The organism is Micromonospora sp. NPDC050495, from assembly GCF_040655175.1.
GTDB lineage: Bacteria > Actinomycetota > Actinomycetes > Mycobacteriales > Micromonosporaceae > Micromonospora.
The window spans coordinates 1-26,743 of the sequence record NZ_JBFAJK010000018.1 but is presented as its reverse complement, the minus strand read 5'-3'; the positions used below and the strand labels follow the sequence as shown (position 1 = coordinate 26,743).

Below are 26,743 nucleotides of genomic sequence, written 5' to 3'. Positions count from 1 at the left end.
TTCGGCCGAAGCGGGGAACCCGGGCCCGGCCTGGGGCCGAGAACAGGAGGACCGGCATGGAGAGTCGCGCGCGGGCGATGGGACACGGGATCCATCCCATCCTGATCGTGTTTCCGCTGGGTTTGCTCGCCACCTCGGTGATCTTCGACATTCTCTACCTGATCACCGACCGGGCGGGGTTCCAGATCTCCGCCGCGTACACGATCGCCGCCGGCATCATCGGCGGGCTGGTGGCGGCGGTGTTCGGCCTGATCGACTGGTCCGCCATCCCGGCCGGCACCCGGGCGAAACGGGTCGGCGCGGTGCACGGCCTCGGCAACGTGGTGGTGCTGGTGCTGTTCGCGGTGAGCTGGCTGCTGCGCCGGGGCGCCGACAACTGGGACCCGAACGCGGGGGCGCTGATCTGCAGCTTCGCCGGCGTCATCCTGGCCGGGTTCACCGGCTGGCTCGGCGGTGAGCTGGTGGAACGGCTGGGCATGAGCGTGAGCGACGGGGCGGGCGTGAACGCGCCCAGCTCGTTGCGCCACTCCGCCGGCCGGCCCCGCACCCGCGGCGTCTGAACACCACCGGTCGCAGCGACGAGAGGAGACGCCGATGCGGGCGATCACACTGGACGCCGAGGGGGCGGCCCCGGCGCCGCGCGACGACGTGGCGCGGCCCACTCCCGGCCCGGGCGAGGTGCTCATCCGGGTGCGCGCCTCCTCGGTCAACGGCTTCGACCAGAAGGCGGCCGCCGGGATGATGCGCGGCTCGATGGAGTACCGGTTCCCGGTGGTGCTGGGCAAGGACTTCGCCGGCGAGGTCGAGGCGATGGGCGAGGGCACCGGCCCGCTGCGGGTCGGTGACCCGGTGTTCGGCGTGGTCATGCGCTCCTACCTCGGCGACGGCGCGTGGGCCGAGTACCTGACCGTCGACGCCGGGTACGCCGTCACCCGCCGCCCGGACGGACTCGACCCGGTCGACGCGGGCGCGCTCGGGCTGGCCGGCGCCACCGCGCTGGACGCGCTGGCGGCGGTCGCCCCCGGGCCCGGCGACACCGTGCTCATCTCCGGGGCCACCGGCGGCGTCGGGGCGTTCGCGATCCAGTACGCGCGCGCCGCCGGGGCCCGGGTGATCGCCACGGCCCGCGCCGGCGCGGCCGCCGACTTCGTCCGCGAGCTGGGCGCCGGCGACGTGGTCGACCACACCGGCGACCTGGCCGGCCAGGTCCGGGCGGTGGCCCCGGACGGGGTGTCCGCGGTGCTGCACCTGGCCGGCGACGGCAACCAGCTCGCCGGCCTGCTCGCCCCGGACGGTCGACTCGCGTCCACCATCGGTTTCGGCCCGGAGCAGCACCCGGCCGCCACCTCCGTGCTGGGCCAGCCGACCCCGGGAACGCTGGACCGGCTCGCCGCCGACGTGGTCGCCGGCCGGATCCGGGTGCCGGTCGAGCGGCGCTACCCCCTGGCCGAGGTGCCGCGCGCGCTGGCCGACTTCCGGGGCTCGCTGGGCAAGCTGGCCGTCGACATCCCCTGACCGCCCTGGTCACCACCACCCATCCGAACAGGTGTGCGAACATGTGGGGGTGTCGAGCGAGGCCACGATCCTGCACGCCGACCTGGACGCGTTCTACGCGTCGGTCGAGCAGCGCGACGACCCGCGGCTGCGCGGCCGGCCGGTGATCGTCGGCGGCGGCGTGGTCCTGGCCGCGAGCTACGAGGCCAAGGCGTACGGGGTGCGCAGCGCGATGGGCGGCCGGCAGGCCCGCCGCCTCTGCCCGCACGCGCTCGTGGTGCCACCGCGGATGGCCGCGTACACGGCGGCGAGCCGGGCCGTGTTCGACATCTTCCGGCGGACCACCCCGCTGGTCGAAGGGCTCTCCATCGACGAGGCGTTCCTGGACGTGGGCGGGCTGCGCCGGCTCGTCGGCCCGCCCGCCGACATCGCGGCGGCGCTGCGCCGGGCGGTACGCGACCAGGTCGGGCTGCCGATCACGGTGGGCGTGGCGCGGACGAAGTTCCTGGCCAAGGTGGCCAGCGGGGTGGCCAAGCCGGACGGGCTGCTGGTCGTCGCGCCCGACGGCGAGCTGGCGTTCCTGCATCCGCTGCCGGTCGAGCGGCTCTGGGGCGTCGGCCCGGTGACCGCGGCGCGGCTGCGCGAGCGGGGCATCCGCACGGTGGGCCAGGTGGCCCGGCTCGACGAGCCGACGCTGGTGTCGCTGCTCGGTGCGGGAGCCGGGCGGCATCTGCACGCCCTCGCCCACAACCGGGACCCCCGCGCGGTGCAGGTCGGGCGGCGCCGCTCCTCGATGGGCGCCCAGCACGCCCTCGGCGCCGGCCCGCACTCCCCCGCCGAGCTGGACGCCGTGCTGGCCGGACTGGTCGACCGGGTGACCGGCCGGATGCGCGGCGCCCGCCGCACCGGGCGCACGGTGACGCTGCGGCTGCGCTTCGGCGACTACACCCGGGCCACCCGCTCGCACACACTGGAGAAGGCGACCGCGCAGACCAGCCCGCTGCGCGACGCGGCGCGGACGTTGCTACGCACGGCGCTGCCGGAGATCGAGACCCGCGGGGTGACCCTCATCGGGGTGTCGGTGGGCAACCTGGACGGCGGGCACGTGCAGCTGAGCCTGCCGTTCACCGGCGACCCGAGCATCGAGCTGGACGCGGCGGTCGACCGGGTACGCGACCGGTTCGGCGCGACGGCGCTGACCCGGGCGGTGCTGCTCGGCCGCGATCCCGGCGTGGAGCTGCCCCGGCTGCCGGACTGACCGGCCCGGCCGGGAATCCGCTCGTCGGCGTCCGGGCGCCGGGCGCACAATCGGGCCCATCATGAGCACCCGGCTGCGGGCGATCGCCCGCGACACCCTCGACATCATCGACGCCGGCCGGTACGTCAACGCGCACGGCGCGACCGTACCCCTCGCCGAGGCGGTCCGCGCCGCGGTCGCCGGCACCCGCCTGCACCTGCCCGACGAGCCGCTGCCCACCCCGACCTGCGGCGACGCCGGCCCGCGGATCGAGGTGACCGGGGAGAGCACCCTGCTGGCCGCCCGCCGGCTCGCCGCCGACGACGACGTGGCCGCGCTGGTCTTCGCCTCGGCGAAGAACCCGGGCGGTGGCTTCCGTACCGGCGCGCAGGCCCAGGAGGAGAGCATCGCCCGGGCCTCGGCGCTCTATCCGTGCCTGACCGCGGCGGGCGGGTTCTACGACTTCCACCGGGGACAGCGGGACCTGCTCTACAGCGACCGGGTGATCCACTCGCCCCGGGTGCCGGTGTTCCGCGACGACAGGGGCCGGCTGCTCGACGCGGCGTACCCGGTGTCGTTCCTGACCGCGGCGGCGCCCAACCGGGGGGCGGTGCTGCGCAACCAGCCGGACGACGCCGTCCGGGTGGCCCCGGTGCTGCGTGCCCGGGCCCGCCGGGTGCTCGCCGTCGCCGCCGCGTACGGCCACCGGCGGCTGGTGCTGGGCGCCTGGGGGTGCGGCGTGTTCCGCAACGACCCGGCCACCGTGGCCGAGGCGTTCGACCTCGCGCTCGCCGACGCGGCGGGCTGGTTCGACCTGGTCACCTTCGCGGTGCTGGACCGGGCCGGCGGGCCGGCACACGCCGCGTTCACGGCCCGGTTCGGCTGATCCGCCTCCTCCCCCGGTAGGAGGTGGCGCTCCGACCACCGGCCGCAACCAGGGCTTCCGGTCGGGCGCGGACGCGAAGCGGCCCGACCAGCATCTACAGGCATGACTACTGTCCTGCACCGGGCGGCCCACTGGCACCGCCCCCTGATGCTCTTCGTCTCGACGATGGCGGTGCTCGCCGTCGTCTGCGCGGTCGGTCTCGCCGCCGACCCGCGGGTGCTCACCGGCGTGCCGATCTGGCTCAAGCCGCTGAAGTTCAGCCTCTCCTTCGTCGTCTACGGCGCCACCCTCGCCTGGATGCTCTCCCTGCTGCCCCGGCGCAGCCGCGTCGCCGAGTGGGCGGGCACCGTGGTGGTGGCCGTGGGGCTGGTGGAGATGACCGTGATCGTCGGGCAGGTGCTGCGCGGCCGGACCAGCCACTACAACGAGAGCACGCCGTTCGACGCCGCGCTCTGGCAGCTGATGGGCGCGGCCATCATGGTGCTGTTCGCGGCGCACCTGGTCATCGGGATCGTGCTGGTACGCCAGCCGCTGGCCGACCGGGTCGCCCGGTGCGCGGTCGGGTTCGGCCTCGGGCTGACCCTGCTCGGGATGCTGGTCGCCGTGCCGATGGTGCTGCCCGGCCAGGCACCGGACGTCGAGGGCATCGCCGGCGCGCACAGCGTGGGCGTGCCGGACGGCGGGCCGGGCCTGCCGCTGCTGGGCTGGAGCACCACCGGCGGGGACCTGCGCATCGGGCACTTCGTCGGGCTGCACGCCCTGCAGGCGATGCCGATCCTGGCGCTGCTGCTGCACCGCTGGGCCGACCGGCTGGACGAGCGGACCCGGCTGCGGCTGCTGGCGGTCGCCGGCGTGGCGTACGGGGTGTTCACCGTGCTGCTCACCTGGCAGGCGCTGCGCGGGCAGCCGCTGCTGGGTCCGGACGCGCTCACCCTCGCCGCGCTGGCCGTCCTGCTGGTCGCGACCGCCACGGCCGCCGGCGCGACGCTGGCCCGGCGGCGCCGCCCCGACCTGGCGCTGGTGGCATGACCGCGACCCCGGCCACCCCGCCCCGCGCGCCGGTCACGCCCCGGGTCGCCGCGCGGGGCGTGGCGGCGGCCCCGGCACCCGCGCCGCACCCCCTAGGCTGAAGCCGTGCAATGGGTGAGCCGCCTGTTCGACACGCGCGACGCGCTCGTGCGGATCCTGCTGCTGAACCTCACCGGCGTCGGCTACCTGGTCTTCGGCACCCACGGGCAGCCGGACCGGACCCAGTGGACGCTCGCGCTGCTCGCCTTCGGCGCGGGCCCCGTGCTGCACCGCCGGCCGCTGGTCAACCTGCTCGTCCAGGCCGGGCTGCTGCTGGTCGCGATCTGCCTGCTCGACGACCTCACCATCAACCAGGTGGGCGCGAGCTTCGCCCTGTTGGAGCTGACCAGGCAGGCCCGCCGGACCCGGACGATCTGGCTCGCCGCCGGGCTGCTCGCCGCCGTGGACCTGGTCGACTCGATCGGCGACCCGCCCCGGCGGTTCGCCTCGGGTGTCTTCGGGCTGATCCTGGAGGTGGGCGTACCGCTGCTGCTGGGCCTGGTCATCCGGACCTCCCAGGAGCTGGGCCAGCAGGCCGAGCAGCGGGCCGCCGAGCAGCAGCGGCGACGCGAGTCGGAGGACCGGGCCGCCCGCGCCGACGAGCGCGCCGCGATCGCCCGCGAGCTGCACGACGTGGTGGCGCACCACGTGGCGTCGATGGTGCTGCGGGTCGGGGTGGCCCGGCACGTGCTGACCGACCTGGACCCCCGGGTGCACGAGGTCTTCGACGACGTGCACGGCACCGGGGCGACCGCCCTGGCCGAGCTGCGCCGGCTGGTCGCGGTCCTGCGGGAGCCCGGCGGGGTGCGCGGGGACGCGGCGCTGACCGCGATCGAGCCGGCGGCCGTGCCCGCCGCCCTGGGCGCCGCCGTGGACCGGGCCCGGCGGGCCGGGGTGACGGTGGAGGCCGAGGTGGACCCCGCCGTCGGCGCGCTCGACGCGGTACGCGGCCTGGCGGTGCTCCGGTTGACCCAGGAGGCGCTGACCAATGTGGCCCGGCACGCCGGCCCGGCCGCGCGGGCCCGGCTGGCGGTCAGCGTGGTCGAGGGCGCCGTGCACTGGGAGGTGTCGGACGACGGGCGCGGCCGGGGCCCCGCGGCGGTGCCCTCCGGCGGCGGCCACGGCATCATCGGCATGCGCGAGCGGGTCGAGGTGCTCGGCGGCCGCCTCGACGCGGGCCCCACCGGCACCGGCTGGCGGGTGCGGACGGTGCTTCCGGCGGCGACAGCCGGCACGGCACCGGGCGGGGCGGCACCGGGCGGGGCGGCACCGGGCGGGGCGGCGGCCAGTGCCCCCGCGCCCCGTGGCACCCGCGAGACGCCGGCCGCGCCGGAGCCGGCGTGATCCGCGTGCTGCTGGTCGACGACCAGCACCTGATCCGCGCGGGCCTGCGCATGCTCTGCGACGCCCAGCCCGACCTGTCGGTCGTCGGTGAGGCCGACAACGGGCGGGACGCGGTCACCCTGGCCGCCCGGCTGCTGCCCGACGTGGTGGTGATGGCCCTGCGCATGCCCGGCGTCGACGGGATCACCGCGACCAGCCGGATCCTGGCCGGGCGCCCGGCCACCCGGGTGGTCGTGCTGACCACGTTCGGCGACGACGACCACCTGTACCCGGCGCTCGCCGCCGGCGCGTGCGGCTTCCTGCTCAAGGACGCGCCCCCCGCCGACCTGCTCGACGGCATCCGCCGGGCCGCCGGCGGCGACAGCCCGTTCAGCCAGGAGGTGCTGCGGCGGCTGGTGCGGCGCGCGGTGGACGCGCAGGCCGGGACGCCCCGGGCGGTGCCGGGGCTGACCACCCGGGAACAGGAGGTGCTGGACCTGGTGGGCGAGGGGTTGTCCAACCCGGAGATCGCCGAGCGGCTGCACATCGGGGTCACCACCGTGAAGACCCACATCACCAGCCTGATGGCCAAGACGGACAGCCCGAACCGGGTGCGGCTGGCGCTCTTCGCCCGGGGCGCCTGAACCGCCGCGCCGGCCGGCGCGCCGTCACTCCTCGATGGCGCCGCCGACCGCGCGCAGGTGCTCCCGGAAGGTCAGCCCCGGGTGCTCCGCCCGGCCGGCCAGGTATGCGTCGAAGCCCACCTGCGCGCGCAGCGACTCGCCGGCCCGGATCCGGTCGGCCTGTCGCCGCTCGGTGTCCCGGATGGACTCGGCGAGGGCGAACAGGTCGCCGGCCCGGTCCGCGGGCACGAACAGCACCCCGTCCGCGTCGGCCAGCGCCAGGTCGGCGGGCCCGACGGTCCACGGCCCGACCCGGGCGGCGGCCAGCGCGTCGGCCGGCCGCGGATCGAGCCGCTGGGGCCCGGTGGGTGTCGCGCCGAGGCTGAACAGCGGCAGGCCGAGGGCCGCGATGTCGCCGGTGTCCCGGTGCAGGCCCCACACGACCAGGCCGGCCAGCCCGGCGGCCCGGGCCTCCAGCACCACCAGGTCGCCGACGCACGCCTCGTCGGTGCGCCCGGCGTTGTCCACCACCAGCACATCGCCAGGGGCGGCCCGGTCGATGGCCTCGAGGAAGACGTCCACGCTGCCGGCGTGCCGGGCCGGCAGCACCCGCCCGGCCAGCCGTCCGCCGGCGACCACCGGCCGCACCTCGGCCGGTGCGCAGCGCACCGGGACACCGGCCCGCAGGCACGCGTCGGCGACGTGAGCGGTGGTCAGGGCGGCGAAGCGCCCGGTCAACCCCTCCGGATCGATGCTCATGGGCAGACGGTAGCCAGCGCCGGCCGGGCCGGGAGGAGCCAGTTTCCGGCCGGTGGCCTCCCCGGCCGGCGCCGGGTCCGCCAGCCACCGGCCGCCCGGATCCGGCTCTCCCGACCGGCAGCGCCCGGCGGCCTCAGGCCGAGCGCCCGGCGGCTTCAGGCCGGCCCGGTCGGGAAGCCCGCCGGGTCCGCGCCGGCGGCCGGGTGCCGCGACCGGGTCAGCCGATCGGCGACGGTGGCGGCGAGCAGCAGCGCGGTGAGCAGCCCGAGCGCCGCGGCCGGCGGCAGCGCCCGCCCGAGCGGCAGCAGGAGCGGCACCGCCACGGCGAGGACGGCCGCCGCCGGCCGGACCGCCTGCCCGGTGAGCCGGCCCAGGAGCAGCCGGCCGGCCAGGTAGGTGCCCGCGCCGCCGTACAGCGCCACGGCGCCGGGCCAGCCCAGCGGCGCGGAGTGCTCCTCGGCGACGTGGCCGAGGACCTGCTCCACGCCGAGCGCCAGGTAGATGACCCCGACGATGAGCAGCAGGTGGGTCTGGCTGTAGGCGTCCGCGGCGATCCGGTCCCGCCGGTCCTCCGGGGCCCGCGCCAGGACAAGGCGGGCCGTGGGAGCCGTCTGGTCGAAGTAGAGCCACCACAGGCAGACGGTGGTGGTGAGGCCGAGCAGCGCCACCCCGAGCACGGCCGGCGCGGTGGCCGCCGGGCCGGCGCCCAACCCGGCGGCGACCAGCGACTCGCCGAGCGCGATGATCAGGACGAGGCCGTGCCGCTCGGCGAAGTAGTTCGGGGCGCGCAGCGGCCAGGCGCCGCGCGTCGCGTACGACAGCCGCTGCCCGCCGATCTCCACCAGGAACGCGAGCACCCAGAGGGTGGTGTGCGCGGCGCCGCCCAGCAGCGCGCCGAGCAGGAGCGGGAGCCAACTGACGGCGCTGATCACGGCGAAGAAGCGGATCCGCTGCCGCAGCCCGGGCAGGTCGCCCGCCGCCCGGTGGTACAGCGCCAGGTGGACCGCCCGCAGCAGCACGTAGGCCAGCGCCACGAGCAGCGGACCGTCCAGACCCGGCGCGGGCGTCCAGGCCTGCGGCATCACCAGCGCGGCGACGAAGAGCGCCGCCATGGCGACCAGGAACCCGGCGCGGACCACGCCGAGGTCGGCCGGCGTCTGGTTGCCCAGCCAGGTGAACGACGACCAGGCGAGCCAGAGCAGCACCAGCAGGAGCAGCCCCTGCCCCATCGCGGACGCGGTCGGCGGCCGGCCGATCAGCACCATGATCCGGGTGAGGGTGAAGACGAAGACCAGGTCGAAGAAGATCTCGAACGGGCGTACCGCCCGGTCCCGGGGCGCGGCCCACGGCCGCGGGGCGGCCGGACACCCGCGGTCGTCCCCGGTCATCCCGCGGGCGCCCGGACCGGGGCGGCGGCCGGACCGGTGGGCCGGCGCCGGCCGTGGGCGCGCCGCTCGATCCGGGTCCGGCGCCGGGCCCGGGCGGTGTGCCGGCGGGTGATCAGCTCGGCCCGCGCCGGCGGACGCACCGCCGCCTCGCCCGCCCCGGCCGCCCGGCGCACGATCCGGTTGGCCTCGTCGGCCGGGCATCCGGTGGCGCGCAGCACCTCGCTCTCGGCGGTACGCAGGTCGGTGATCACGGCGTCCCCGAACACCCGGACGCCCTGGGCCCAGGCCCGGCCGGCCAGTTCGGCGCTCTCCCGGACGAGCCGGCGGGCAGATTCCGGATCCGTCTCGGAGCGGCACTCGCGGTGCAGTTCCCGGATGGCCTCGGTGAACCGGGTCAGCGCGGCGGGCAGCTCCGGCGGGACCGGCTCGCCGTACTGCAGGACGGTGGCGCACCGACGGGCCATCGACCGGCTGTACAGGATCACCCGTTCCAGGTGGCGGGTGCCGTCGGCGTACCGGTGGAACTGGGCCCGGCGCCGCCAGCGGGCCGGGGCGATGGTGACCACCTCCTCGGCGCCGCTGAGGGCGTCGTTGAGCCGCCCGACGTCGGCCTCCAGGGCGCGCAGCCCGTCCAGGGCGCGGATCGCCACGTCGGCGTCCCGGTCGGTGAGCGCGCGGGCGACCGCGTCGAGCTGCGTGGTGAGCCCGCCGTAGACCGGCTCGGCCGCCCGGTCCAGCATCCGCAGCGGGTTGACCGGGAACAGCAGCGCCACCACGAGGATGCCGACCACCCCGCCGACCAGCGCGTCGAAGACGCGGGGCACCTCCAGGCCGGGTTGCATCGGGGCCAGGGTGGCGATCAGCACCGCCGTACCGCCGGCCTGCCCGACCAGCGCGCCGCCCCGCCCGGCGACCAGCAGGGCCGTCGCGACGGCCAGGGCGACCACCGCACCGGTCTGCCAGACCCCGGTGCCGAGCAGGGCGCGCAACAGGTCACCCACGGCGATGCCGACACCGACCCCGACGAGCAGCTCGAAGGTACGGCGGGCGCGCTGGCCGATCGCGGTGGCGATGGTGCCGACCGCGGCGGCCGGCGCGAAGACGTGCGCCCCCGGCCCGAGCAGGCGCTGCGCGAGCAGCGCGGCGAGCGCGGCGGCCAGCCCGGCCTGCACCGCGATCACCACGGTGATCTCCATCTGCCGCTTCCGCACCCGCCCGGCCTGCCCGCTCTCGCTACGGACCCGGGCGACGGCCCGGCCGCCCTCCTCGGCGACCCGGTCCAGCGGTGAGCGGACGTTGTCCGCCGTCGCGCGCTCGTCGGGCATGGCGGCGGATACCCGGCGCGGTCGCGGTGAATCGTCGCCGCGGCCCGGCCGGCACCGCCCACGGCGGCCGCCGCCGGGCGGTACGGCGCGCAGCGGGCCGGACCGCCCGGGCGGTCAGTGCCGGAACGCGCGGTCCAGCAGGTCGAACAGGGCGGCCCAGTGCCGTTCGGTGGCGCGCGCGTCGTACATCGGGGTGTCCGACTGGGTGTAGCCGTGCCGGGCCCCCGCGTAGACCTCCGAGCGGTAGGTGACCCCGGCCGCGTCCAGGCTCCGCTCCAGGGTGGCGATCTGCTCGGCGGTCATCGACGGGTCCTGGTCGGCGTGGCCGAAGTACAGCTCGCCGGTGACCGCGCCGACGCCCCGGTGCGGGCTGTCCGGGGCGTCGGTGACCACCCGGCCGGCGTGGAACGCGGCCGCCGCGGCGATCCGGTCCGGGTGCGCCTCGATGGCGCGCAGCGCGTTCGTGCCGCCCATGCAGTAGCCGGTGACGGCCACCGGGCCGGCCGCGACGTCCGGCTGGCCGGCCAGGAAGTCCAGGTAGGCGGCGGTGTCCCGGGCCACCGCGTCCGGGGTCAACGCGGCGATCATCGGGGACAGCGTCTGGAACAGCGCGCCGCGCTGCGTCTCGTCGCCGAGCCCGGACAGGTCGACCAGCGGGGTCCGACCGGACCGGTAGAAGAGATTCGGCACCAGCACCAGGTACCCGCGTGCGGCGATCGTCTCGGCCATCTCCGTCAACCGCGGCCGCAGCCCGAACGCGTCCATGAAGACCAGCACGGCCGGGAAGGGCCCCGCCCCGTCGGGCCGGACGAGGCAGGCGTCAGCCACCCCGTCGCCGGTCGGCACGTCCACGGTCGTCGTCTGCACGGTCGGACCTCCTCGTCCCTGGTTTCACCGCCGAGCACGCTACCCCGCCGGGTTGGGCCGGCATCCAGCGCGCGTGCCGTCCGGCGGGCACGGCGGGCAGGTCGACGCCGCCACCGCGCCGCCGTTTGATCGAGTGGTGGCCGGGAAGCCCGGGTATCCAGCCGAGAGAGGGGCGCTGAACGTGGACGACAACCAGTTCATCGACCTGGTGGCCACCCGCGCGGGCACGTCGGCGGAGCAGGCGACCGCGCTCACCCGTGCCACGCTGACCACCCTCGCCGAACGGATCGACGGCGGCGAGGCGCGCGACCTGGCCGATCAGCTTCCCGAGGCGTTGCGTCCGTACGCCTTCGGTTCCGGCGAGACCGCCGAGCGGTTCGGCCTCGACGTCTTCGTGGAACGGGTCAGCGGCCGCGCCGAGGTGGACGTGGACCAGGCCCGGGACGGCGTGACCGCGGTCCTCGACGTCCTCCGCGAGGCGCTGGCGGCCGACGCGTACGAGCAGGTCGTCGCCCAGCTTCCCGGGGAGTTCGGGGAGGTCGCCGACCAGAGCGCGCCCTACGTCGAGCGCACCCGCTGAGCCGCCCGACGCCCGCGCCCGGACCCGCCACCAGCGCCGCCGAGCGGGCCGGGCGGCATGACCGGTGCCGGCGCGGGTAGGCGGGGGCACTGGCGCACCACCACCGGAGGGCTGTGATGACCGCGAGCTGGGACGAGCAGGCCGACCCGCTGAGCCGACCGCCGGAGGCCGACGCGCAGGAGCAGCGGCAGGACGAGACGGTGGTCGGGCCACCGGACACCATCTCCGGCGCGGTGCCCGAGGCCAGCGAGGCGGACCTGGCCGAGCAGGGCGTGCTGGTGCCGCCGAGCGATCAGGCCGACCTGGCCGACGCGGTGCGCGGCGCCCCGAACCCGGCCGACGCGATCGAGCAGAACCTGGAGATCCCGCTGCCCGACGAGGACCGCCGCGCCTGACCGGGCGCCGATCCGCCCCGCCGCCCGACCGGTCCGCCGTGGCCGGCGGCGGGCGGTGAAAAGCGATTCGCCACCACCGGCGGGCCATCAACTTTGCCCGTTTTGGCCGACAGATCTCCGGATAGCCGGGCGATTGCGCTCTTACCGGCTTGCCGTGTATGTATGTAGCTCTGGAGGATCCTGCGACCTGCGCCGAGACCGCGCCTCCGCGTCCAACCGAGCGTGTCCGGAGGGGTTGTGGCTTCCATTTTTTTTAGCTACAGACCAGACGACGACGGCGCTTATGCCGAGGCGCTGCTCGACGACCTCTGTGATGCGATCCGGCTGATCAGCGGCCCCGACGCGACGCTTCAGGTCTTCGCCGCCGGAGCTGACGCCGTCGTCGGCGACGAGTGGAGCCGGGCCGCGGCGCAGGCCCTGGCCGAATGCACGGTCTTCGTCGCCATCTGCTCGCCCCGTTATTTCCTCACCGAGCGGTGCGGCCGGGAATGGTGGGTCTTCCAGGACCGGCTGGCGCAGCACGAGGCCGCCACCGGGCGCCGGCCCCGCGCCTTCGTCCCCGTCGCCTGGGGCGACAACGGCCTGCGCGGCGAGTTGCCCGCGGACGAGTTCACCGCGGACGTCGCCCGGCACACCGACGTGCGGGCGCTGGCCCGGCTCACCCGGAACCGACCGCGCTACCGGGACCTGGTCGAGCGCCTGGCCTGGCACGTGGTCGAGGTCGGCCGCGACGATCCGGTACGCCCGGCCGCGGTGCTGCCGCCGCTGCGGGCCACCCCGAACGCGTTCCGGATCTCCGGGCATCCGGCCCGGCCGCCGCTGCCCGGGTCCGGCCCTCCCCCGCCGGCGGTGCGTTTCGTCCTCGCGGCCGGCCGGCGCGACGAGATGTCGGATGTCCGGCACGACGTCGAGTTCTACGGCGCCCACCGCGCCGACTGGCGCCCGTACCAGCCGGAGCGGCCGGAGGCGCTGGCCGTGCAGGCGCAGGCCGTCGCCGCCGACCACCTCTACCACTCCGACGTGGTCGCCGACGTCGAGGACATCGTGGCCGTCCTGGAGCGGGCCGACGCCGACGACGAGCTGGTCGTCATGCTGGTCGACGCCTGGGTGGTGCGCCTGGCGGCCCACCGGCGGGCGCTGACCGAGCTGGACCGACACGCCGATCCCGCGCACGCGGTGGTGGTGCCGATCAGCGCGACCGACCCCGAGACCACCGGCGCCCGGGCCCAGCTGACCGCGATGCTGGCGCAACTGCTGGCCCTCCGGTCCGCCCGGGCGGATCCGCTGTTGCGCATCGGGGCGGAGTCCGCCGAGGAGTTCGCCCAGGAGGTGGGCGGCATTCTGGAGGCGGCCCGCAATCGCAGCTTCCGGTCGGCGGATGTCCGCCGGGTCGCCCCGGGCGCCCCGGCCGGCAGCCGCCCGTTGCTCGACGCCCCTTGAGCCGGGCCCCCGAACGGTCGACCCGGGCGGCGCGGACCACCGCCGACCCCGACCTCTGGTTCTTCCTCAGCTTCGCCGAGTCGACCGAGCGCGAGGACGGCCGGGTACGGACCTTCTTCCGGGACCTGTGCGACGAGGTCCGGGCGGTGGGTGGCATCCGCGGCAGCGACCCGGCGCCGGTCGGGTTCCTCAGCCACGCCAGTCTGCGGTCCGGCGTCGACTGGTCGGAGCAGATTCTCGCGGCGCTGGGCACCTGCCGCGTGTTCGTGGCGCTCTGCTCGCCGGCCTATTTCGCCAGCGATTCCTGCGGGCGGGAATGGCGCGCATTCGCCGACCGGCTCGCCGCGTACCGCCGATCGACGAAACGCAGCGCTCCCACACTTCTTCCGGTGCCGTGGCGGCCGACTCCCATACCCGCCCAGCTCGGCACCATTCAATATGTCGACCGGGAATGGCCGGCGGCGGTGCTCGCCGACGGACTCGCACACGTCATGCGGCTCAAGCGTGGCCACGACGACTACCATGAATTCGTGGGCGTGCTCGCCGGTCAGATCGTGCGGACGGCTCGGGATCATCCGATTCCGCCGGCACGGCTCGGCCCCGACTTCGCCCGCCTCCCGTACGACTTTCCGACAGTTTCCCCACCCGAACGCACCATTCCCGAGCAACGCCCCGGTGGCACGATCAGCTCGCGGCAACCGTCCACCGGGGACGGGGCCCGCCGGCCGCCGGACCTGAGCGGCGGCAACGAGCTTCCCCGCCTGCACGGCACCTGACCGGTGACAGCGATCCAGAGGAGGTCCGCCGGTGTCCGTCACCGTTCCCGAATCCGCCGCCGGCGCGCCGCGCGGCGGGCGGATCATCACCTTCTACTCGTACAAGGGCGGCAGCGGCCGGACGATGGCGCTGGCGAACACCGCGTGGATCCTCGCCGGCAACGGCTACCGGGTGCTGACCATCGACTGGGATCTGGAGTCGCCCGGCCTGCACCGCTACTTCCACCCCTTCCTCGTCGACGCGGAGCTGCGCCAGACCGAAGGGCTGATCGAGCTGCTGCAGCGCTACAGCGCCGCGACGGTCACCGCGGATCCCGCGCCGTCCTGGTTCGAGGAGGTCACCCGCCTGGACAGCGCGATCGTCTCGCTGAACTGGATGTTCCCCAACGGTGGCACCCTCGATTTCCTGCCCTCCGGCAAGCAGGACCACCGGTACTCGGCGAAGGTGTCCAAGTTCGACTGGGACAACTTCTGGGAGCGGCTCAACGGCCAGCGGTTCATCGAGGCGCTCGCCGAGGGCATGCGCCGCGACTACGACTTCGTGCTCATCGACTCGCGCACCGGGCTCAGCGACACCGCGGGGGTCAGCACCATCACCCTCCCGGACGCGGTCGTGGACTGCTTCGCCCTGAACACCCAGGGCGTCGACGGCGCGGTCAGCGTCGCCCGGTCGATCGCCCGTGCCGACCCGGACATCCGGATCTACCCGCTGCCCGGCCGGGTGGAGCCGGGCGAACAGGCCAAGCTGCAACGCGGCCGCGACTACGCCCAGCGCAAGTTCCGCCGGTACACCGACGAGCTCGGCCTCGACGCCGACGAGTACTGGCGCCGGGTCGAGGTGCCGTACAAGCCCTACTACGCGTACGAGGAGATCCTGGCGGTCTTCGGCGACCGACCGAACGAGCCCAACTCCCCGCTGTCGGCGTTCATGGCGCTGTCCGAACTGCTGGCCGACCGCCCGCTGCGGGCGCCCGACACCCCGGAGAAGCAGCGGCTCGCGGTACTGGCGAGGTTCGAGCGGACGGCCACGTCGGCGCCGATCCGGGTGGTGGTGCACTACGCCTCGATCGACCGGGTCTGGGCGGAGTGGATCGCCCAGGAGCTCGCCCGCGCCGGCCACGACTGCCTGCTCGTCGGGCCGGCCCAGCGGCAGGCCCCGCCGCTGGAGGGCATCGACCGGGTGGTGGTGCTGCTCTCCCACGACGGCCTGGCCCACCAGACGGCCGAGCGGTACTGGCGGCGGGAGGTCGAGCGGGCCGACCTGCGGCCCGCCGACTTCATGGCGCTGATGCGGATCAACGGGCCGGTGCTGCCGATGCCCGCCTCGGTGGCCGGCACGGTCGACTTTCCCAACCTGCACGCCGAGGAGGCGGTGCAGGCCGTGTTCACCGCGCTCGGCATCCGCTACACGCCGCACCGCGCGCCGAGCGGCGACGGCGGACGGATCCGGTACCCCGCCCAGCACACCCGGCACTGGCGGGTGCCCAGCCGGCGCAACCCGACCTTCGTCGGGCGGGAGGCCACGATCGAGGAACTGCGCGGCCGGCTGCTGGACCTGGCCGGTTCGACCGCCGTCGCGCTGATCGGGATGAGCGGCGTCGGCAAGACCCACATCGCCCTGGAGTACGTCTACCGTTTCGCCGCCGCGTACGACGTCGTCTGGTGGATCCCGGCCGGCGGGGTGGAACAGGTGACCGCCGGACTCGAGGCGCTCGCCGAGGTGTTGGGGTTGGCGCCCGCGCGGGACGGCGCCGGTCGGGTCGAGGAGGTCCTGCGCGCGCTGCGCGAGCGGGAGGCGGGCAGCCGCTGGCTCGTCGTGCTCGACAACGCCGAGGACCCGGCGGCACTGGCGGACCTGGTGCCCACCGGTCCGGGCGACACCATCATCACCACCCGGGACCAGGCCTGGTCCCGGATCACCAGCGAGCTGCCGGTCGAGGTCTTCGACCGGGCGGAGAGCGTGGCGCTGCTCGCCAACCAGGGGGCGAAGCTCTCCCCGGACGAGTCCTCGGTGCTGGCGCAGCGGCTCGGCGACCTCCCCGCGGCGGTGGGGACGGCCGGATACTGGCTGGCCAGCACCGCCGGCACCGTCGAGGAGTACCTGCGCCTGCTGGAGGCGCACGTCCCCGAGGCGTTGCAGCTCCCCGGCTACGACGCGCCGATCACCGCCACGTTCTCGGTGGCGATGTCCTCGCTGCGCGAGCGCAGCCCGGCCGCCGCCCGCCTGGCCGAGTTGCTCGCGTTCCTGGCGCCGGCGCCGATCCCCACCGCCATCCTCAAGTCCGAGCGGATCGGCGCGCTGCTCGCCGAGCACGACGCGTCACTGCGCGATCCGCTGCTGCTCAGCCGGCTGATCCAGCACATCGGCCGGTTCGGTCTGCTCAAGTCCGACCCGGCCCACAACAGCATCTCCATGCACGTGCTCACCCAGCAGGCGATCCGGCACGGCCTGAGCGACGCCGAGCGCGCGACCAACCTGCGGGTCGTCCAGGAGGCGCTGGCCGACATCAACCCGGGCGACGCCGACAACGCGGCCAACTGGCCGCTCTACGAGGCGCTCTGGTTGCACGTCGACGCGGTCGCGGCGGTGACGTCGATCGCGCCGGCGGTCCGCAACCTGCTCGTCGACCTGGTCCGCTTCCTGCGGCTGCGCGGATATCACGCCGGTGGCGAGCAGCTCGCCGAGCGGACCCTGGCGGCCTGGGCCGAGCTGTTCCCGGACCCCGACGACGTGACGACCCTGCTGCTGCGGTTCCAGTACGCCGTCCTCATCCGGGATCTGGGCCGCACCGACGAGGCGTACGACATCGACCACGACCTGATGGAACGGTTCACCCGGGTGGCCGGCGAGGACCACCCGTACACGCTGATGGTGGCCGGCAGCTACGCGCAGGACCTGCGGTCGCAGGGCCGGTGGGCCGAGGCGGAGCAGCGGGAGGCGAAGACGTTCGCGCTGATCCCGGTGGTGCTCGGTGAGGACCACCCGCGGACCCTGATGGCCGCGAACAACTACGCGCTGACCATGCGGCTGGCCGGCAACTACCGGGAGGCCGCGCGGCTGAACCGGCAGACGCTGACCAAGCGCCGGCGGCTGCTGGGTGAACGGCACCCGTTCACCCTCTCCTCAGCCAACGCCTACGGCACCGACCAGCGCGACAACGGTGACCTGCAGGGCTCCCGCAAGACGCTGGAGGCGGCCTGGAAGGCGTGCGAGGAGGTGCTCGGCGAGGAACACCACATCACCCTGCGCAGCATGCGCAACTTCGCCACCACGTTGCGCTGGCTGGGCGAGACGGAACTGGCCGCCAGCCTGCTGGACACGGCGCTGCCGCGCTACGAGCGGGTGCTGGGCGCCAACCACTCGGCCACCGTGGGGTGCCGGCTGGAGCGGGCCAATGTCGCCTCCGACCTCGGCGACGACGAGACCGCCCGGCGGCTGGCCGCCGACGGTGAGCGGATCTACCGGGACCTGCTCGGCCCAGAGCACCCGATGTACCTGGTGGCGCTGAACAACCTCGGGGTCTTCACCCGCCGGTGTGGCGACGTGGCGGGCGGCCGCGCCATGGCCGAGCAGGCCGCGGCCGGCTTCGAGGAGGTGCTCGGCGAGCGGCACACGATCACGGCGCTGGCCCTGGTCAACGTCGCCAACGCCGCGGACGCCGCCGGCGACCACGAGTACGCCCGGCGGACCGACGAGCGGGCCTACGACGTCCTCCGTACGGCGCTACGGCCGGAGAACATCGCGCTGATCGGGGCGATGATGAACGTCGCCGTGGGCCGGCTCGCCGGCGGGGACTACGACCAGTCGGGCTGGACCGAGGCCGTCGCGTACGCCACGCAGGTGCTGGGCGAGCAGCACCCGCTCACCGAGTTGGGGCGGGAGAAGCACCGGGTCGACCTGGACATCGAGCCGTTCGTCATCTGACGGTGGGCGCGGGTGGCCGGTGCCGGGCCGCGAGGTCGGCGGTCACTCGCGCCCGGACGTGCCGGATGAGCCGGCGCAGGTCCGGGGAGTAGACGGAGCGGTGGTCGAAGCCGGCGTCGGGGTGGTACCGGTGCGCGTAGAGGCCGCCACCGCAGACGTCGACGACGTCGCAGCCGGCGCAGGCCGTCGGGACGGTCAGCGGTGAGCGCTGCTCGGCCTGGATGCCCGGCGCGTCGAGGGCGTCGTCGAAGGAGTGGGTGAGCACGTTCAGCCCGGTCTCCGGCGCGCCGGGGCGGGTGGTCTTCAGCACGTCGCTGCCCTGGATGCTGCCGTCGGTGTCGACGATGACCGCGCCGGTGCGGGTGGTGCCGATGTCCTCGCTGGCGCTGGGGCCGCCCAGCAGCAGCTGGATGATCGAGTCGAGCAGCCGGATCGCGACCCGCCGCCGGGGCGCGTCGTACCATTCCTGGAAGACCGCGATCAGCCAGTCGCCGTACGGCGTCGCGGGGTCGTCCGGCTGCCGTCCGGGTGGCGGGTGGGCCCAGTTGCCGTGCGGCAGCCGGAAGTCGATCATCGGGGGGCCGAACGCGAGGAGGCTGCGGTAGACCTCCACCGGGTCGCTGTCCAGGTCGATGGTGCACAGGATGCCGCCGTAGATGTCCCGGTAGGCCGGGCTGTCCAGTCGGGACAGCGCCTGCGCGACGCGGTCGAAGCTCTCCCGTCCACTGGGGAACCGGCGGCGCCGGTTGTGTCCGGGCAGCCCGCCGTCGAGGCTCACCCCGACCCGCACGCCCCGGCTGCGGAACAGCCGCAGGAACCCGTCGTCGAGCCGGACCCCGTTGGTCTGCACGGCGAACTCGAGCGTGGTGGTCGCGGGAGCGACGGCCCGCAGGGTGTCCAGCGTCCTGGTGAGGTGCCGCGCCCCGGCCAGCAGCGGCTCACCGCCGTGCAGGATGACCCGCGCCTCGGGCGGCTCGTGCCGGCGCAGGTGGGCGCCGAGGCGGGCGGCGAGGGCGTCCACCACGGCCGGCGCCATGGCCCGGGGACGGTCCCGCCAGCTCTGGTCGACGTGTTCGTACACGTAGCAGTATTCGCACGCCAGGTCGCACCAGCCGTGGATCTTGACCACGAACTGCCGGAACGGGAGGGCCGGCGTCAAATCGCGGAGTCCCAGGAGGCGACCCGCTCGACGGCGCCCGGCTCGCGTCGGCGGCGCCCCTGTTCGCGCAGGTGGTGGGAGAGCACGTCCAGGCCCTGACCGTCGGCGTCGCCGTCCCCGTCGTCCACCGTGGCCGTCGCGCGGCCGGGACCGCCGGCCGGCACGCGCGGGGTCCGGTCTGACACATCACCTATCGGCATACCGCCCCCTGGCCGCGGCGAAATTGCCTCACTTCCTGCATTAAAACAAACCGCCGATCGGAAAACGACTCCTCACCTCGGCGGTTTCCGATGGGTCAACTGGGCAGCGATCGCTGCGGGGACACGCGCTCCTGCGCGATTTGCGCCCATCGCATCATTTCATCGCCTTCGATCCGCGTCACCGCCCGGACCAGTTCGGCGTCGCGCTGCGCCGGATCATCGTACGGCGGCGCGCCGACCCGGTAGAGCCTCCGCTGTTCATCCACCGCTTCCCGGGACTGGCTGAACCGCAGGTAATTCTCCTGCCAATGAAACACCGCCCGGAAACCGGCGATGACCACCAGAACCGAGCCGAGAACCGCCGGAATCTGCGGCAGCCTCGGCACGAGCACCGCGGCGAGCGGAATCGCGGCGGAGAGCACCACCGTGGCGAGTTCGGAGACGCGGTGCGCCCGCCGGGACCGTTTCGCCGCCACCAGGTACCACCGGTACGAGCCGTCCGCCACGTCCATGGCGTAGGCCCGAGCCGTCGCGGAATCGTTCGGCTCGACGACCACGTCCCCGCCCCTCTCTGCCGGCCACCCCCGATGATCCCCGCCGGGTTCGCCCGCCGACAAGCACCGACCGGACAGCTCTGGTCACCGGGCGTCGCTGCCGGCGCCCCGCCGGCGACGGTCACATCCCGGTCGGTTCCGGCGAGTCAGCGGGTGGGTGGGCCCGGACGAACCGCTCGACGGCGGCGCCGCTGACCGCGGCACAGAACTGCCGGTAGCCGGCCGTCGCGCCCCAGTGCGACAGGGCCAGCGGACGGCCGGCCGGGAACTCGCCGTACCCCGGGTCCCAGGGGGCCACCACGAACCGGCCGCCGTACCGGTCGTCGCCGAACTTGGCCGCCAGCGCCCGCAGCGGCTCGATCTGGTCGCGGAGCAGCGGCTCGACGTACCAGAGGATGGTGTAGCCGTGCTCGAGGTTGTGCACCAGGATCTCCACGGCCGGGCGGTCGCGGGTGGTGTAGAACCGGCGCACCGCCGGGGCGGGCACCACGAAGTGCGGCCCGGACGAGGGCGGCACCAGGTCGTACCGGATCCGGGTGGCGTAGGGCTCGGCGGTGCCGGGACCGACGTGCACGCCGGCGCCGCGCACCGGGTCGGTCAGCTCCGCGTCGCAGCCGGCCCGGTCGGCCGGGACCCCGATCGCGGCGGCGGACCGGCGGGCCGGTGAGTCCGCGTACGCCCGGACGAACGGGACCACCGCCACCGCCAGCAGCAGCGTGCCGAGCGCGGTGACCAGCGCGGCGATCCGCGGCCCGGCGGCCCGGCGCGGCTCAGCCACGGGAGGCTCCCGCCGCCCGCAGGTGCGCGGCGGCCTGCTCCAGCACCACCTCGATCGGTGGCATCCCCCGGCCGGTCCGGGTGCCGCTGCTCAGGGCGAGCACCGGCACCGGCTCGACCACGAGGTAACCGTCCGCGCGCAGCCGCGCCACGTTGCGCCGCACCGCCGGCCGCTCCCACATGGCCTGGTTCATCGACGGCACCAGGACGACGGGCGCGGCGGCGGCGAGCAGGCAGGTGCCGACCAGGTTGTCGGCGATGCCCAGCGCCGCCTTGGCCAGGGTGTTGGCGGTCGCCGGCAGGACCAGCACCAGGTCCGCCCAGCCGGTCAGGGCCAGGTGCGGCACGTCCTCGCCGCCCTCCTCGCCGACCAGGGCCGGATGCCCGGTCAGCAGGCTGAACGAGCGGGCCGGCACGAACCGGGCGGCGGCGGGGGTGAGCACGACCCGCACGTCGAGGCCGAGCGCGTGCCGCAGCACCAGGATCGACTGGGGCAGGGTGAGCACGTCGGCGGAGCCGCAGGCGGCCACCAGGACCCGGCGCGCCGGGAACACCCCGGGGTCGGCCGCCGGGGGCGGGATCGTCACGGTACGGGCAGCCACGGTTCGCCTCCCGGCAGGGATGAGTCGTCGTCGGTGAGTTGGCAGCGCACCAGGTCGGCGTAGACGCCGCCGGCCCGCAGCAGGTCGTCGTGCCGGCCGCGCTCGACGATGCGGCCGTCGGCGACCACCAGGATCTGGTCGGCGTTGCGCACGGTGCTCAGCCGGTGCGCCACCACGACCCGGGTGCAGCGCAGGGCGGAGATCGCCCGGTCGACCCGGCGTTCGGTGGCCACGTCGAGGTGGCTGGTGGCCTCGTCGAGCAGCAGCACGGCGGGTTGCCCGGCGACCGCGCGGGCGATGGCCAACCGCTGCCGCTGCCCGCCGGAGAGGGCCTGGCCCCGCTCGGCGACCTGGGTGTCGTAGCCCATCGGCATCGCCGCGATGTCCTGGTCGATCGCGGCGACCTCGGCGGCGGCCCGGATGGCCGGCATGCCGATGCCCGGGTGGACCAGGCTGACGTTGCGCCGGATCGAGTCGCGGAACAGGTAGCTCTCCTGGAGCACCACGCCGAACTGGCGGCGCAGCGCGGTCGGGTCGATCCGGGACAGCGGCACCCCGTCGAAGAGGATCTCCCCGTCGCTCGGCCGGTAGAGGCCGGTGAGCAGCATGGCCAGGGTGCTCTTGCCGCTGCCGGAGGGCCCGACGATGGCCACCTTCTCCCCCGGCGTGATCTCGAAGGAGACGTCCCGCAGCACCGGCGGGGCGGTGCCGTCGTAGCGGAAGGTCACGTCGCGCACGCTGATCCGGCCGGTCAGCCGGGGCGCGGGCAGGTCCGGGTCGCCGGTCGGCTCGGGCCGCGCGGCGAACACGTCCCGCAGCCGTTGCAGGTGCGACACGACGGACTGGAGCACCTGGGCGCTGGCCACCAGGGAGGCCAGCGGGGTCAGCGCGGAGAGCGCGAGCGCCTGCAGGCCCAGCGTCTCGCCGAGGCCGGCGCCGGCGAAGAGCCGCCCGGTGCCGAGCCAGAGCAGGGCCAGCGGGCCGGCGAGCTGGACGCTCGCGGTGATGTTGGCGACGGTGGCCGAGAGCCGGTTCTGCGCCACGTCGGCGTCCAGCGCCGTGGTGTAGCGGCGCAGCCAGCCGTCGAAGACCTGCCGTTCGGCGCCCATCGACTTCACCGTGGCGATGCCGGACAGCGCCTCCATCAACGCGCTCTCGGCGTCGGCCTGCACGGTGAGGTTCCGCTGGCCGAGCCGCAGCAGCCGGCGGTTGACGACGGCGACCGCCACCACCTGAGTGGTGCCGATGGCCGCGGCCAGCCCGGCGAAGGCCAGGTCGCTGGCGAAGAGCACCGCGAAGTACGCGAGCACCAGCACCCCGTCGATCACCGCGGTGAGCACCTGGGTGGTGACCAGTTCGCGCAGCAGGATGCTGCTGGACAGCCGCTGCATCAGGTCGCCGCTGGCCCGTTGCTGGAAGAACGCGTACGGCAGCTTGAGCAGGTGCCCGAAGAGCCGGGTCATCAGGGTGGCGTCCACGCTGGCCTGGAGGGTGACCAGCAGCCGGGAGCGCAGGTAGGCCACCCCGAACTGGGTGAGCATCAGCGCCACGATGGCCAGTGCCAGGTACGGCATCAGCGCCGTCTCCCGGGCCGGCATGATCTGGTCGAAGGCGACCGTGGTGGCCATCGGCAGCGCGAGCCCCAGCAGTTGCAGGACCAGCGAGACGCTGAACGCGGCGGCCAGCCGGGGCAGGAACGGGCGCGCCAGCGGCCGGGCCCGGCGCAGCCGGGTGCGCAGCCCGGGCCGGGTGGCCGGCGGTTCGGGCGCGGAACGCGGGTCGCGGGTGAAGGTGAGCACCGTGCCGGTGAAACCGGCGGCGAACTCCTCCGGGGTGAGCAGCCGGCGTCCCAGCGCCGGGTCGAGCAGCCGGACCCCGCGCGGGCCGACCTGCTCCACCACCACGAAGTGGGCGTTCTCCCAGTGCGCCACGGCGGGCAGCGGCAGCGCGCCGACCTGGGCCGGGTCGGCGCGGAAGGCCCGGCCGGCGAGCCCGAACCGGGGGCCGGCGGCGAGCAGCGCCCGGGCGGTGACGCCGTCGCGGCCGAGGTCGAGCCGCTCGCGTACCCCGGCCAGGGTGGCCCGGACACCGTGCCACCGGGCGATCATGGTGAGGCAGGCGGCACCGCAGTCGGCGTCGGCCATCTGCAGCACCAGCGGCACCCGCCGGCGCGGCGGCCAGCGCCGGCCGGCGGCGCTCACGCCGCGCACCGCTGCTCCCGGCGGTCGCGGGCGGCGGCGGGCGGGGCGAGCAGGAGCACCGACGGCACCCGGTCCGGCGCGGCGAGCCGCAGCAACCCCAGCCCGATCCCGGACAGGCCGGTCATCAGCTCCGGCGAGGCGAGCATCGCCGGGTTGGCGCAGCGCCAGCCCTCCGCGCGGCCGTCGCGCAGCACCGCGGCGGCGGGGGCGCCGGCGGCGGCGGGCGCGGCCGCCAGCAGCAGCTCGAGGTTGCCGAGGTCGCCGTGGCACAGCGAGTGGTTGCGGCCGAAGCCGGCGGCCAGCGTGGTCCGGACCGCGGTGGTGATCTCACCGGCCAGCAGGTCGTCGGGGCCCAGGGCATCGCGCAGCAGCAGCCGGGACAGGCCGATGCCGGGGGCGCCGTGGCACCACGTCACCGCGCACCGCCCGGGCCGGCGCAGGTCGGCCCAGTTGGCCTCGGCGGGCCGGAACAGGCTGCGGTCGTACTCGAGGGCACCGGCGGCGGCGTCGGGGTGACCGGCGTGGGCCAGCGCGGCGGCCACCCCGGCGGCCCCGTGGGAGAGCCCGCCGAGCAGCGCGCCGGCGGGGCGGGCGTACCGGTCGGCGGTGGCGCGCAGCCGGCCGGCGGCGGCGCGCACCGCGGGCCCGGCCCGGTCCGGGTCCAGGCCGGCGCGGGCCACCGCGAGGACCGCGCCGGCGTACCCGTCGACCAGATCGGGGGTCTGCGCGACGCCGGCCAGGGCGATGATCCGGTCCAGCGCCGCGTCGACGACCGGTTCGAAGCGGCGGGTGCGCCAGAGCGCGCCGAGGTGGGCGAAGGTGTACACCAGGCCGCCCCAGCCGGTGAAGGCGCCGATCCGGTGGTCGGCCACCGCCCGGTTCAGGATGCGGGCGGCGAGCCCGGCGGCGGCGCGCTCGGCCAGGTCGGTGAACCGGTGCTCGCCGGTGTGCCGGCCGGCGTGGGCCAGGAAGAGCGCCACCCCGGCGACGCCGTCGTACAGGTGCGGGCCCAGCGGCGCCGGGGCGAGCCGTTCCGGCCCGCCCGGGCCGGGCGTGAGGGCGAACCAGGTCGGTTCGGCACCCGGACCGGCCAGGCCGGCGACCGTGTCGGCCACCTCGGCCGCGGCGGACAGGTACGCGTCCGGCCCGGGCACCCGGGCGGGCGGCTGGTCGGCGAGCCGCCAGCGGACCCGCGCGTGCGGGGCGTCGGCGGGGTCGAGTTGGGCGGCGTAGGCGGCCTGGACCAGCCAGCGCTGCCGGGCCAGGTCGGCCTCGTCCAGCCGGGCCAGCCGGCGCCGCGCCTCGTCGAGGCCGGAGCGGGCCAGCAGGCCGGGCAGCCGCCGCCCGGCGCTGGTCCACAGGTCCCGCGAGGCCACCCTGGTGGTGAAGATCGGCACGTCCCGGCGGGCCAGGTCGGCACGTTCGGCGGCCACGGTGGCGGCCAGCAGCGGCAACTCGGCGGTGCCCGACCAGAGCCAGTCCCGCAGCCGCTCGGCGTCCAGGCCGTCCTGCACCGCGTCGGTGTGCAGCGCGGCGTCGCGCAGTCGCAGGTAGGTCCGGGTGGGCCGGAGCACCACCCGGATCTCGTCGCCGGCGAACGCGGCCAACGGGCCGTCCGGGGCGAGCAGCGCGCCGCGCAGCGTGGTGAGCAGGCGGTACATGCCGTCGAAGCCGGCGAGCACCTGCGGCAGGTCGGCGGCGACCTGGTCGGCCGCGCCGGCGGTCGGCGCGGCGTGGTCGTGGCGGTGCTCGGGTACGCCCAGCCGCATCTCGTCGGTGCCCTCGCCCTGCCAGGCGGAGCAGGTGCAGCTGTCGGCGGCGGGGGCGGCCGCGTCGTCGGCGCGGGGCAGCAGCCCGACCGCGAGCACCGAGTCGGCGATGGCGTCGCCGGCGCGGGCGGTGGCGGCGCGGGTGACCGCCGGGGTGAACACCGTCTCCAGGTCGACCAGGACCGGGTGCTCGCCGTGGCCGAGCACGTTCTCCCGGTGGCAGTCGGTCGCGCCGAGGGCCTGGAGCAGGGCCAGCAGCGCCCCGAAGCGGCGGGCGAAGCGGCGCTGGCCGTCCGGGGTGTCCGGTGGGTTCTCGACCACGTACTCGGCCCAGCCGTGCGCGCCGCGCGGCAGCACGGTGAAGGTGTGCAGGTCGGCGCCGTGCCGGTTGAGCCAGTCGAGCAGGGACTGGAAGCGGGCCTCCACGCTGACCGGGCGGGGCTTGTAGACCAGCCGCAGGCCGCTGTCGAAAGTGGCCACCAGCACCCGGCGGCCGGCGCGGTGCGGGTCGCCGGTCTCCCGTGTCCCGGTCAGCCGGCCGGGCCGGGCGCCGCCGTGGAACGTCGCGCCGAGCAGGTCGGCGTCCCGGCACAGCCGGGTGAGGAACTCGACGGTGCGGTCGGCCCAGTCGCGGATCAGCTCGTCGGCCTGCCGGGCCAGCACCGGGTAGTCGGCCAGCAGGGTGAGCGCGGCGTCGGGCGTCTCGTGCCGGCGGAAGAAGGCGGCGAAGCGGTCCCGGGCCGTCGCGCCGGCGGACGCGCCGCGGAGCCGGTCGATGTTGAGTTCGAGGACGACGGCCCGGCTGAGCAGCACGACCAGCTCGTCGAGGAGCCCGGTGAGGCCGAGCCGGTCGGCGTCGGGCGGGATCAGGTCGGGCGCCGCGGTGGCGAGTTCCCGGGCCCGCCGGGCGACCCGGGCCCGGGCCGCGGCGATCAGCGGGCCCACCAGGACCAGCGCCGCGTCCAGGGGCCGGCCGGGCAGCACCTCGGGTTCGATCGGCGCGGCCGGCGCGGCGCGGTAGCCGGCCAGCAGGTCGGTGACCCACGCCGGGGGCCGGCCGAGGCGGGCGGCGAGCCGGGCCGGTGACTCGTCCAGGAGCGCCAGCAGCACCTGCTCGTCCAGGCCGTCGGCGGCCAGCCGGCGGTGCCAGTCGGCGTCGCCGGCGAACGCGCCGCCGGTACGCCAGCGGGACAGCCGCCACCGGGCACGGTCGCCGGGGTGCGGCTGCTCGGGCGGGGCCGTGGTGAGCCGTTCCGGCAGGGTCGCGGCGGCGGTGAGCCGCTCGGCGACGGTGGCGGTCGGGTCGACGGTGGGGTGCGGGGAAGACATGCGGCGCTCCAGCTTGGCTCGGGCGGGCCGGCGGGGGTCCGGGCCGCGGCCCCGCCCCCCCAACCA

At 75.7% G+C, this 26,743-nt stretch carries 23 protein-coding genes; 12 read left to right on the top strand and 11 right to left on the bottom strand.

Going from position 1 to position 26,743, the window contains the following annotated elements; genetic code table 11:
* Nucleotides 1–56: 56 nt before the first annotated feature.
* The 7 genes from AB0I11_RS18935 (at nucleotide 57) to AB0I11_RS18905 (ending at nucleotide 6,652) form a co-directional block, all read left to right on the top strand.
* Nucleotides 57–560: a DUF2231 domain-containing protein gene (locus AB0I11_RS18935; protein WP_357321641.1), complete on the top strand. Its 504-nt coding sequence runs from the start codon at nucleotides 57–59 to the stop codon at nucleotides 558–560.
* Between the two features lie 34 nt (nucleotides 561–594).
* A complete protein-coding gene (locus AB0I11_RS18930; protein WP_357321637.1) occupies nucleotides 595–1,515 on the top strand; it encodes an NADP-dependent oxidoreductase in 921 nt (306 codons plus the stop codon).
* Nucleotides 1,516–1,564: 49 nt separating this feature from the next.
* The gene (dinB, locus tag AB0I11_RS18925; protein WP_357321633.1) at nucleotides 1,565–2,752 is read left to right on the top strand and encodes a DNA polymerase IV; all 1,188 of its coding nucleotides are present in this window, start codon (nucleotides 1,565–1,567) and stop codon (nucleotides 2,750–2,752) included.
* Between the two features lie 61 nt (nucleotides 2,753–2,813).
* On the top strand, nucleotides 2,814–3,617 hold the full coding sequence (locus AB0I11_RS18920) for a TIGR02452 family protein (RefSeq protein WP_357321629.1): 804 nt from the start codon (nucleotides 2,814–2,816) through the stop codon (nucleotides 3,615–3,617).
* A 102-nt stretch (nucleotides 3,618–3,719) separates the two neighbouring features.
* Nucleotides 3,720–4,646 (top strand): hypothetical protein, encoded by a 927-nt coding sequence (locus tag AB0I11_RS18915; protein WP_357321626.1) that lies wholly within the window; start codon nucleotides 3,720–3,722, stop codon nucleotides 4,644–4,646.
* Nucleotides 4,647–4,751: 105 nt separating this feature from the next.
* Nucleotides 4,752–6,029, top strand: coding sequence for a histidine kinase (locus tag AB0I11_RS18910; protein WP_357321622.1), 1,278 nt, complete (start codon nucleotides 4,752–4,754; stop codon nucleotides 6,027–6,029).
* Nucleotides 6,026–6,652: a response regulator transcription factor gene (locus AB0I11_RS18905; RefSeq protein ID WP_357321619.1), complete on the top strand. Its 627-nt coding sequence runs from the start codon at nucleotides 6,026–6,028 to the stop codon at nucleotides 6,650–6,652. Before AB0I11_RS18910 ends, AB0I11_RS18905 begins: the two co-directional genes overlap by 4 nt.
* 24 nt (nucleotides 6,653–6,676) lie before the next feature.
* On the opposite strand, the gene AB0I11_RS18900 is transcribed toward AB0I11_RS18905, so the two are convergent.
* From AB0I11_RS18900 to AB0I11_RS18885, 4 genes are all read right to left on the bottom strand, one after another.
* Nucleotides 6,677–7,390, bottom strand: coding sequence for an RraA family protein (locus tag AB0I11_RS18900; protein WP_357321615.1), 714 nt, complete (start codon nucleotides 7,388–7,390; stop codon nucleotides 6,677–6,679).
* A gap of 155 nt (nucleotides 7,391–7,545) precedes the next feature.
* Nucleotides 7,546–8,778 carry a low temperature requirement protein A gene (locus tag AB0I11_RS18895; protein WP_357321612.1) on the bottom strand — a complete coding sequence of 411 codons (1,233 nt, stop codon included), beginning with the start codon at nucleotides 8,776–8,778 and terminating at the stop codon, nucleotides 7,546–7,548.
* Complete coding sequence (locus AB0I11_RS18890; protein ID WP_357321609.1) at nucleotides 8,775–10,103, bottom strand: FUSC family protein; 1,329 nt, start codon at nucleotides 10,101–10,103, stop codon at nucleotides 8,775–8,777. Before AB0I11_RS18890 ends, AB0I11_RS18895 begins: the two co-directional genes overlap by 4 nt.
* A 114-nt stretch (nucleotides 10,104–10,217) precedes the next feature.
* On the bottom strand, nucleotides 10,218–10,970 hold the full coding sequence (locus tag AB0I11_RS18885; protein WP_357321606.1) for a dienelactone hydrolase family protein: 753 nt from the start codon (nucleotides 10,968–10,970) through the stop codon (nucleotides 10,218–10,220).
* Nucleotides 10,971–11,151: 181 nt separating this feature from the next.
* Between AB0I11_RS18885 and AB0I11_RS18880 the strand changes: the two genes are divergently transcribed.
* The 5 genes from AB0I11_RS18880 (at nucleotide 11,152) to fxsT (ending at nucleotide 18,086) form a co-directional block, all read left to right on the top strand.
* Complete coding sequence (locus tag AB0I11_RS18880; RefSeq protein ID WP_357321602.1) at nucleotides 11,152–11,550, top strand: DUF2267 domain-containing protein; 399 nt, start codon at nucleotides 11,152–11,154, stop codon at nucleotides 11,548–11,550.
* 116 nt (nucleotides 11,551–11,666) lie between these two features.
* Nucleotides 11,667–11,945, top strand: a complete 279-nt coding sequence (locus AB0I11_RS18875; protein WP_357321599.1) for a hypothetical protein — start codon at nucleotides 11,667–11,669, stop codon at nucleotides 11,943–11,945.
* Between the two features lie 237 nt (nucleotides 11,946–12,182).
* Nucleotides 12,183–13,385: an FxsC protein gene (gene fsxC, locus AB0I11_RS18870; RefSeq protein ID WP_357321596.1), complete on the top strand. Its 1,203-nt coding sequence runs from the start codon at nucleotides 12,183–12,185 to the stop codon at nucleotides 13,383–13,385.
* Entirely contained in the window at nucleotides 13,382–14,161 is a 780-nt protein-coding gene (locus tag AB0I11_RS18865; protein ID WP_357321593.1) for a TIR-like protein FxsC, read from the top strand. The genes fsxC and AB0I11_RS18865 overlap by 4 nt, the downstream gene beginning before the upstream one ends.
* A gap of 31 nt (nucleotides 14,162–14,192) precedes the next feature.
* Nucleotides 14,193–18,086 (top strand): FxSxx-COOH system tetratricopeptide repeat protein, encoded by a 3,894-nt coding sequence (gene fxsT / locus AB0I11_RS18860; RefSeq protein ID WP_357321590.1) that lies wholly within the window; start codon nucleotides 14,193–14,195, stop codon nucleotides 18,084–18,086.
* Here fxsT and AB0I11_RS18855 read toward each other — a convergent pair.
* The 7 genes from AB0I11_RS18855 to lanM all read right to left on the bottom strand — a co-directional run bounded on the left by AB0I11_RS18855 (nucleotide 18,079) and on the right by lanM (nucleotide 26,677).
* The gene (locus tag AB0I11_RS18855; protein WP_357321588.1) at nucleotides 18,079–19,245 is read right to left on the bottom strand and encodes an FxsB family cyclophane-forming radical SAM/SPASM peptide maturase; all 1,167 of its coding nucleotides are present in this window, start codon (nucleotides 19,243–19,245) and stop codon (nucleotides 18,079–18,081) included. The genes fxsT and AB0I11_RS18855 overlap by 8 nt on opposite strands.
* On the bottom strand, nucleotides 19,242–19,430 hold the full coding sequence (locus AB0I11_RS18850) for a hypothetical protein (protein ID WP_357321584.1): 189 nt from the start codon (nucleotides 19,428–19,430) through the stop codon (nucleotides 19,242–19,244). The genes AB0I11_RS18855 and AB0I11_RS18850 overlap by 4 nt, the downstream gene beginning before the upstream one ends.
* Before the next feature lie 110 nt (nucleotides 19,431–19,540).
* Entirely contained in the window at nucleotides 19,541–20,002 is a 462-nt protein-coding gene (locus AB0I11_RS18845) for a DUF4231 domain-containing protein (protein ID WP_357321582.1), read from the bottom strand.
* Between the two features lie 118 nt (nucleotides 20,003–20,120).
* Nucleotides 20,121–20,777 (bottom strand): DUF3105 domain-containing protein, encoded by a 657-nt coding sequence (locus tag AB0I11_RS18840; RefSeq protein WP_357321578.1) that lies wholly within the window; start codon nucleotides 20,775–20,777, stop codon nucleotides 20,121–20,123.
* Nucleotides 20,770–21,378: a flavoprotein gene (locus tag AB0I11_RS18835; RefSeq protein ID WP_357321575.1), complete on the bottom strand. Its 609-nt coding sequence runs from the start codon at nucleotides 21,376–21,378 to the stop codon at nucleotides 20,770–20,772. The genes AB0I11_RS18840 and AB0I11_RS18835 overlap by 8 nt, the downstream gene beginning before the upstream one ends.
* The gene (locus AB0I11_RS18830; RefSeq protein WP_357321571.1) at nucleotides 21,360–23,588 is read right to left on the bottom strand and encodes a peptidase domain-containing ABC transporter; all 2,229 of its coding nucleotides are present in this window, start codon (nucleotides 23,586–23,588) and stop codon (nucleotides 21,360–21,362) included. Before AB0I11_RS18830 ends, AB0I11_RS18835 begins: the two co-directional genes overlap by 19 nt.
* The gene (gene lanM, locus AB0I11_RS18825) at nucleotides 23,576–26,677 is read right to left on the bottom strand and encodes a type 2 lanthipeptide synthetase LanM (protein ID WP_357321567.1); all 3,102 of its coding nucleotides are present in this window, start codon (nucleotides 26,675–26,677) and stop codon (nucleotides 23,576–23,578) included. Before lanM ends, AB0I11_RS18830 begins: the two co-directional genes overlap by 13 nt.
* Nucleotides 26,678–26,743: the final 66 nt, after the last annotated feature.

Coding starts and splice junctions, on each gene's coding strand:
- AB0I11_RS18930 (WP_357321637.1), top strand. CDS start 595: ATGCGGGCGATCACACTGGACGCCGAGGGGGCGGCCCCGGCGCCGCGC.
- AB0I11_RS18890 (WP_357321609.1), bottom strand. CDS start 10,103: ATGCCCGACGAGCGCGCGACGGCGGACAACGTCCGCTCACCGCTGGAC.
- AB0I11_RS18935 (WP_357321641.1), top strand. CDS start 57: ATGGAGAGTCGCGCGCGGGCGATGGGACACGGGATCCATCCCATCCTG.
- AB0I11_RS18900 (WP_357321615.1), bottom strand. CDS start 7,390: ATGAGCATCGATCCGGAGGGGTTGACCGGGCGCTTCGCCGCCCTGACC.
- AB0I11_RS18895 (WP_357321612.1), bottom strand. CDS start 8,778: ATGACCGGGGACGACCGCGGGTGTCCGGCCGCCCCGCGGCCGTGGGCC.
- AB0I11_RS18915 (WP_357321626.1), top strand. CDS start 3,720: ATGACTACTGTCCTGCACCGGGCGGCCCACTGGCACCGCCCCCTGATG.
- lanM (WP_357321567.1), bottom strand. CDS start 26,677: ATGTCTTCCCCGCACCCCACCGTCGACCCGACCGCCACCGTCGCCGAG.
- AB0I11_RS18875 (WP_357321599.1), top strand. CDS start 11,667: ATGACCGCGAGCTGGGACGAGCAGGCCGACCCGCTGAGCCGACCGCCG.
- AB0I11_RS18920 (WP_357321629.1), top strand. CDS start 2,814: ATGAGCACCCGGCTGCGGGCGATCGCCCGCGACACCCTCGACATCATC.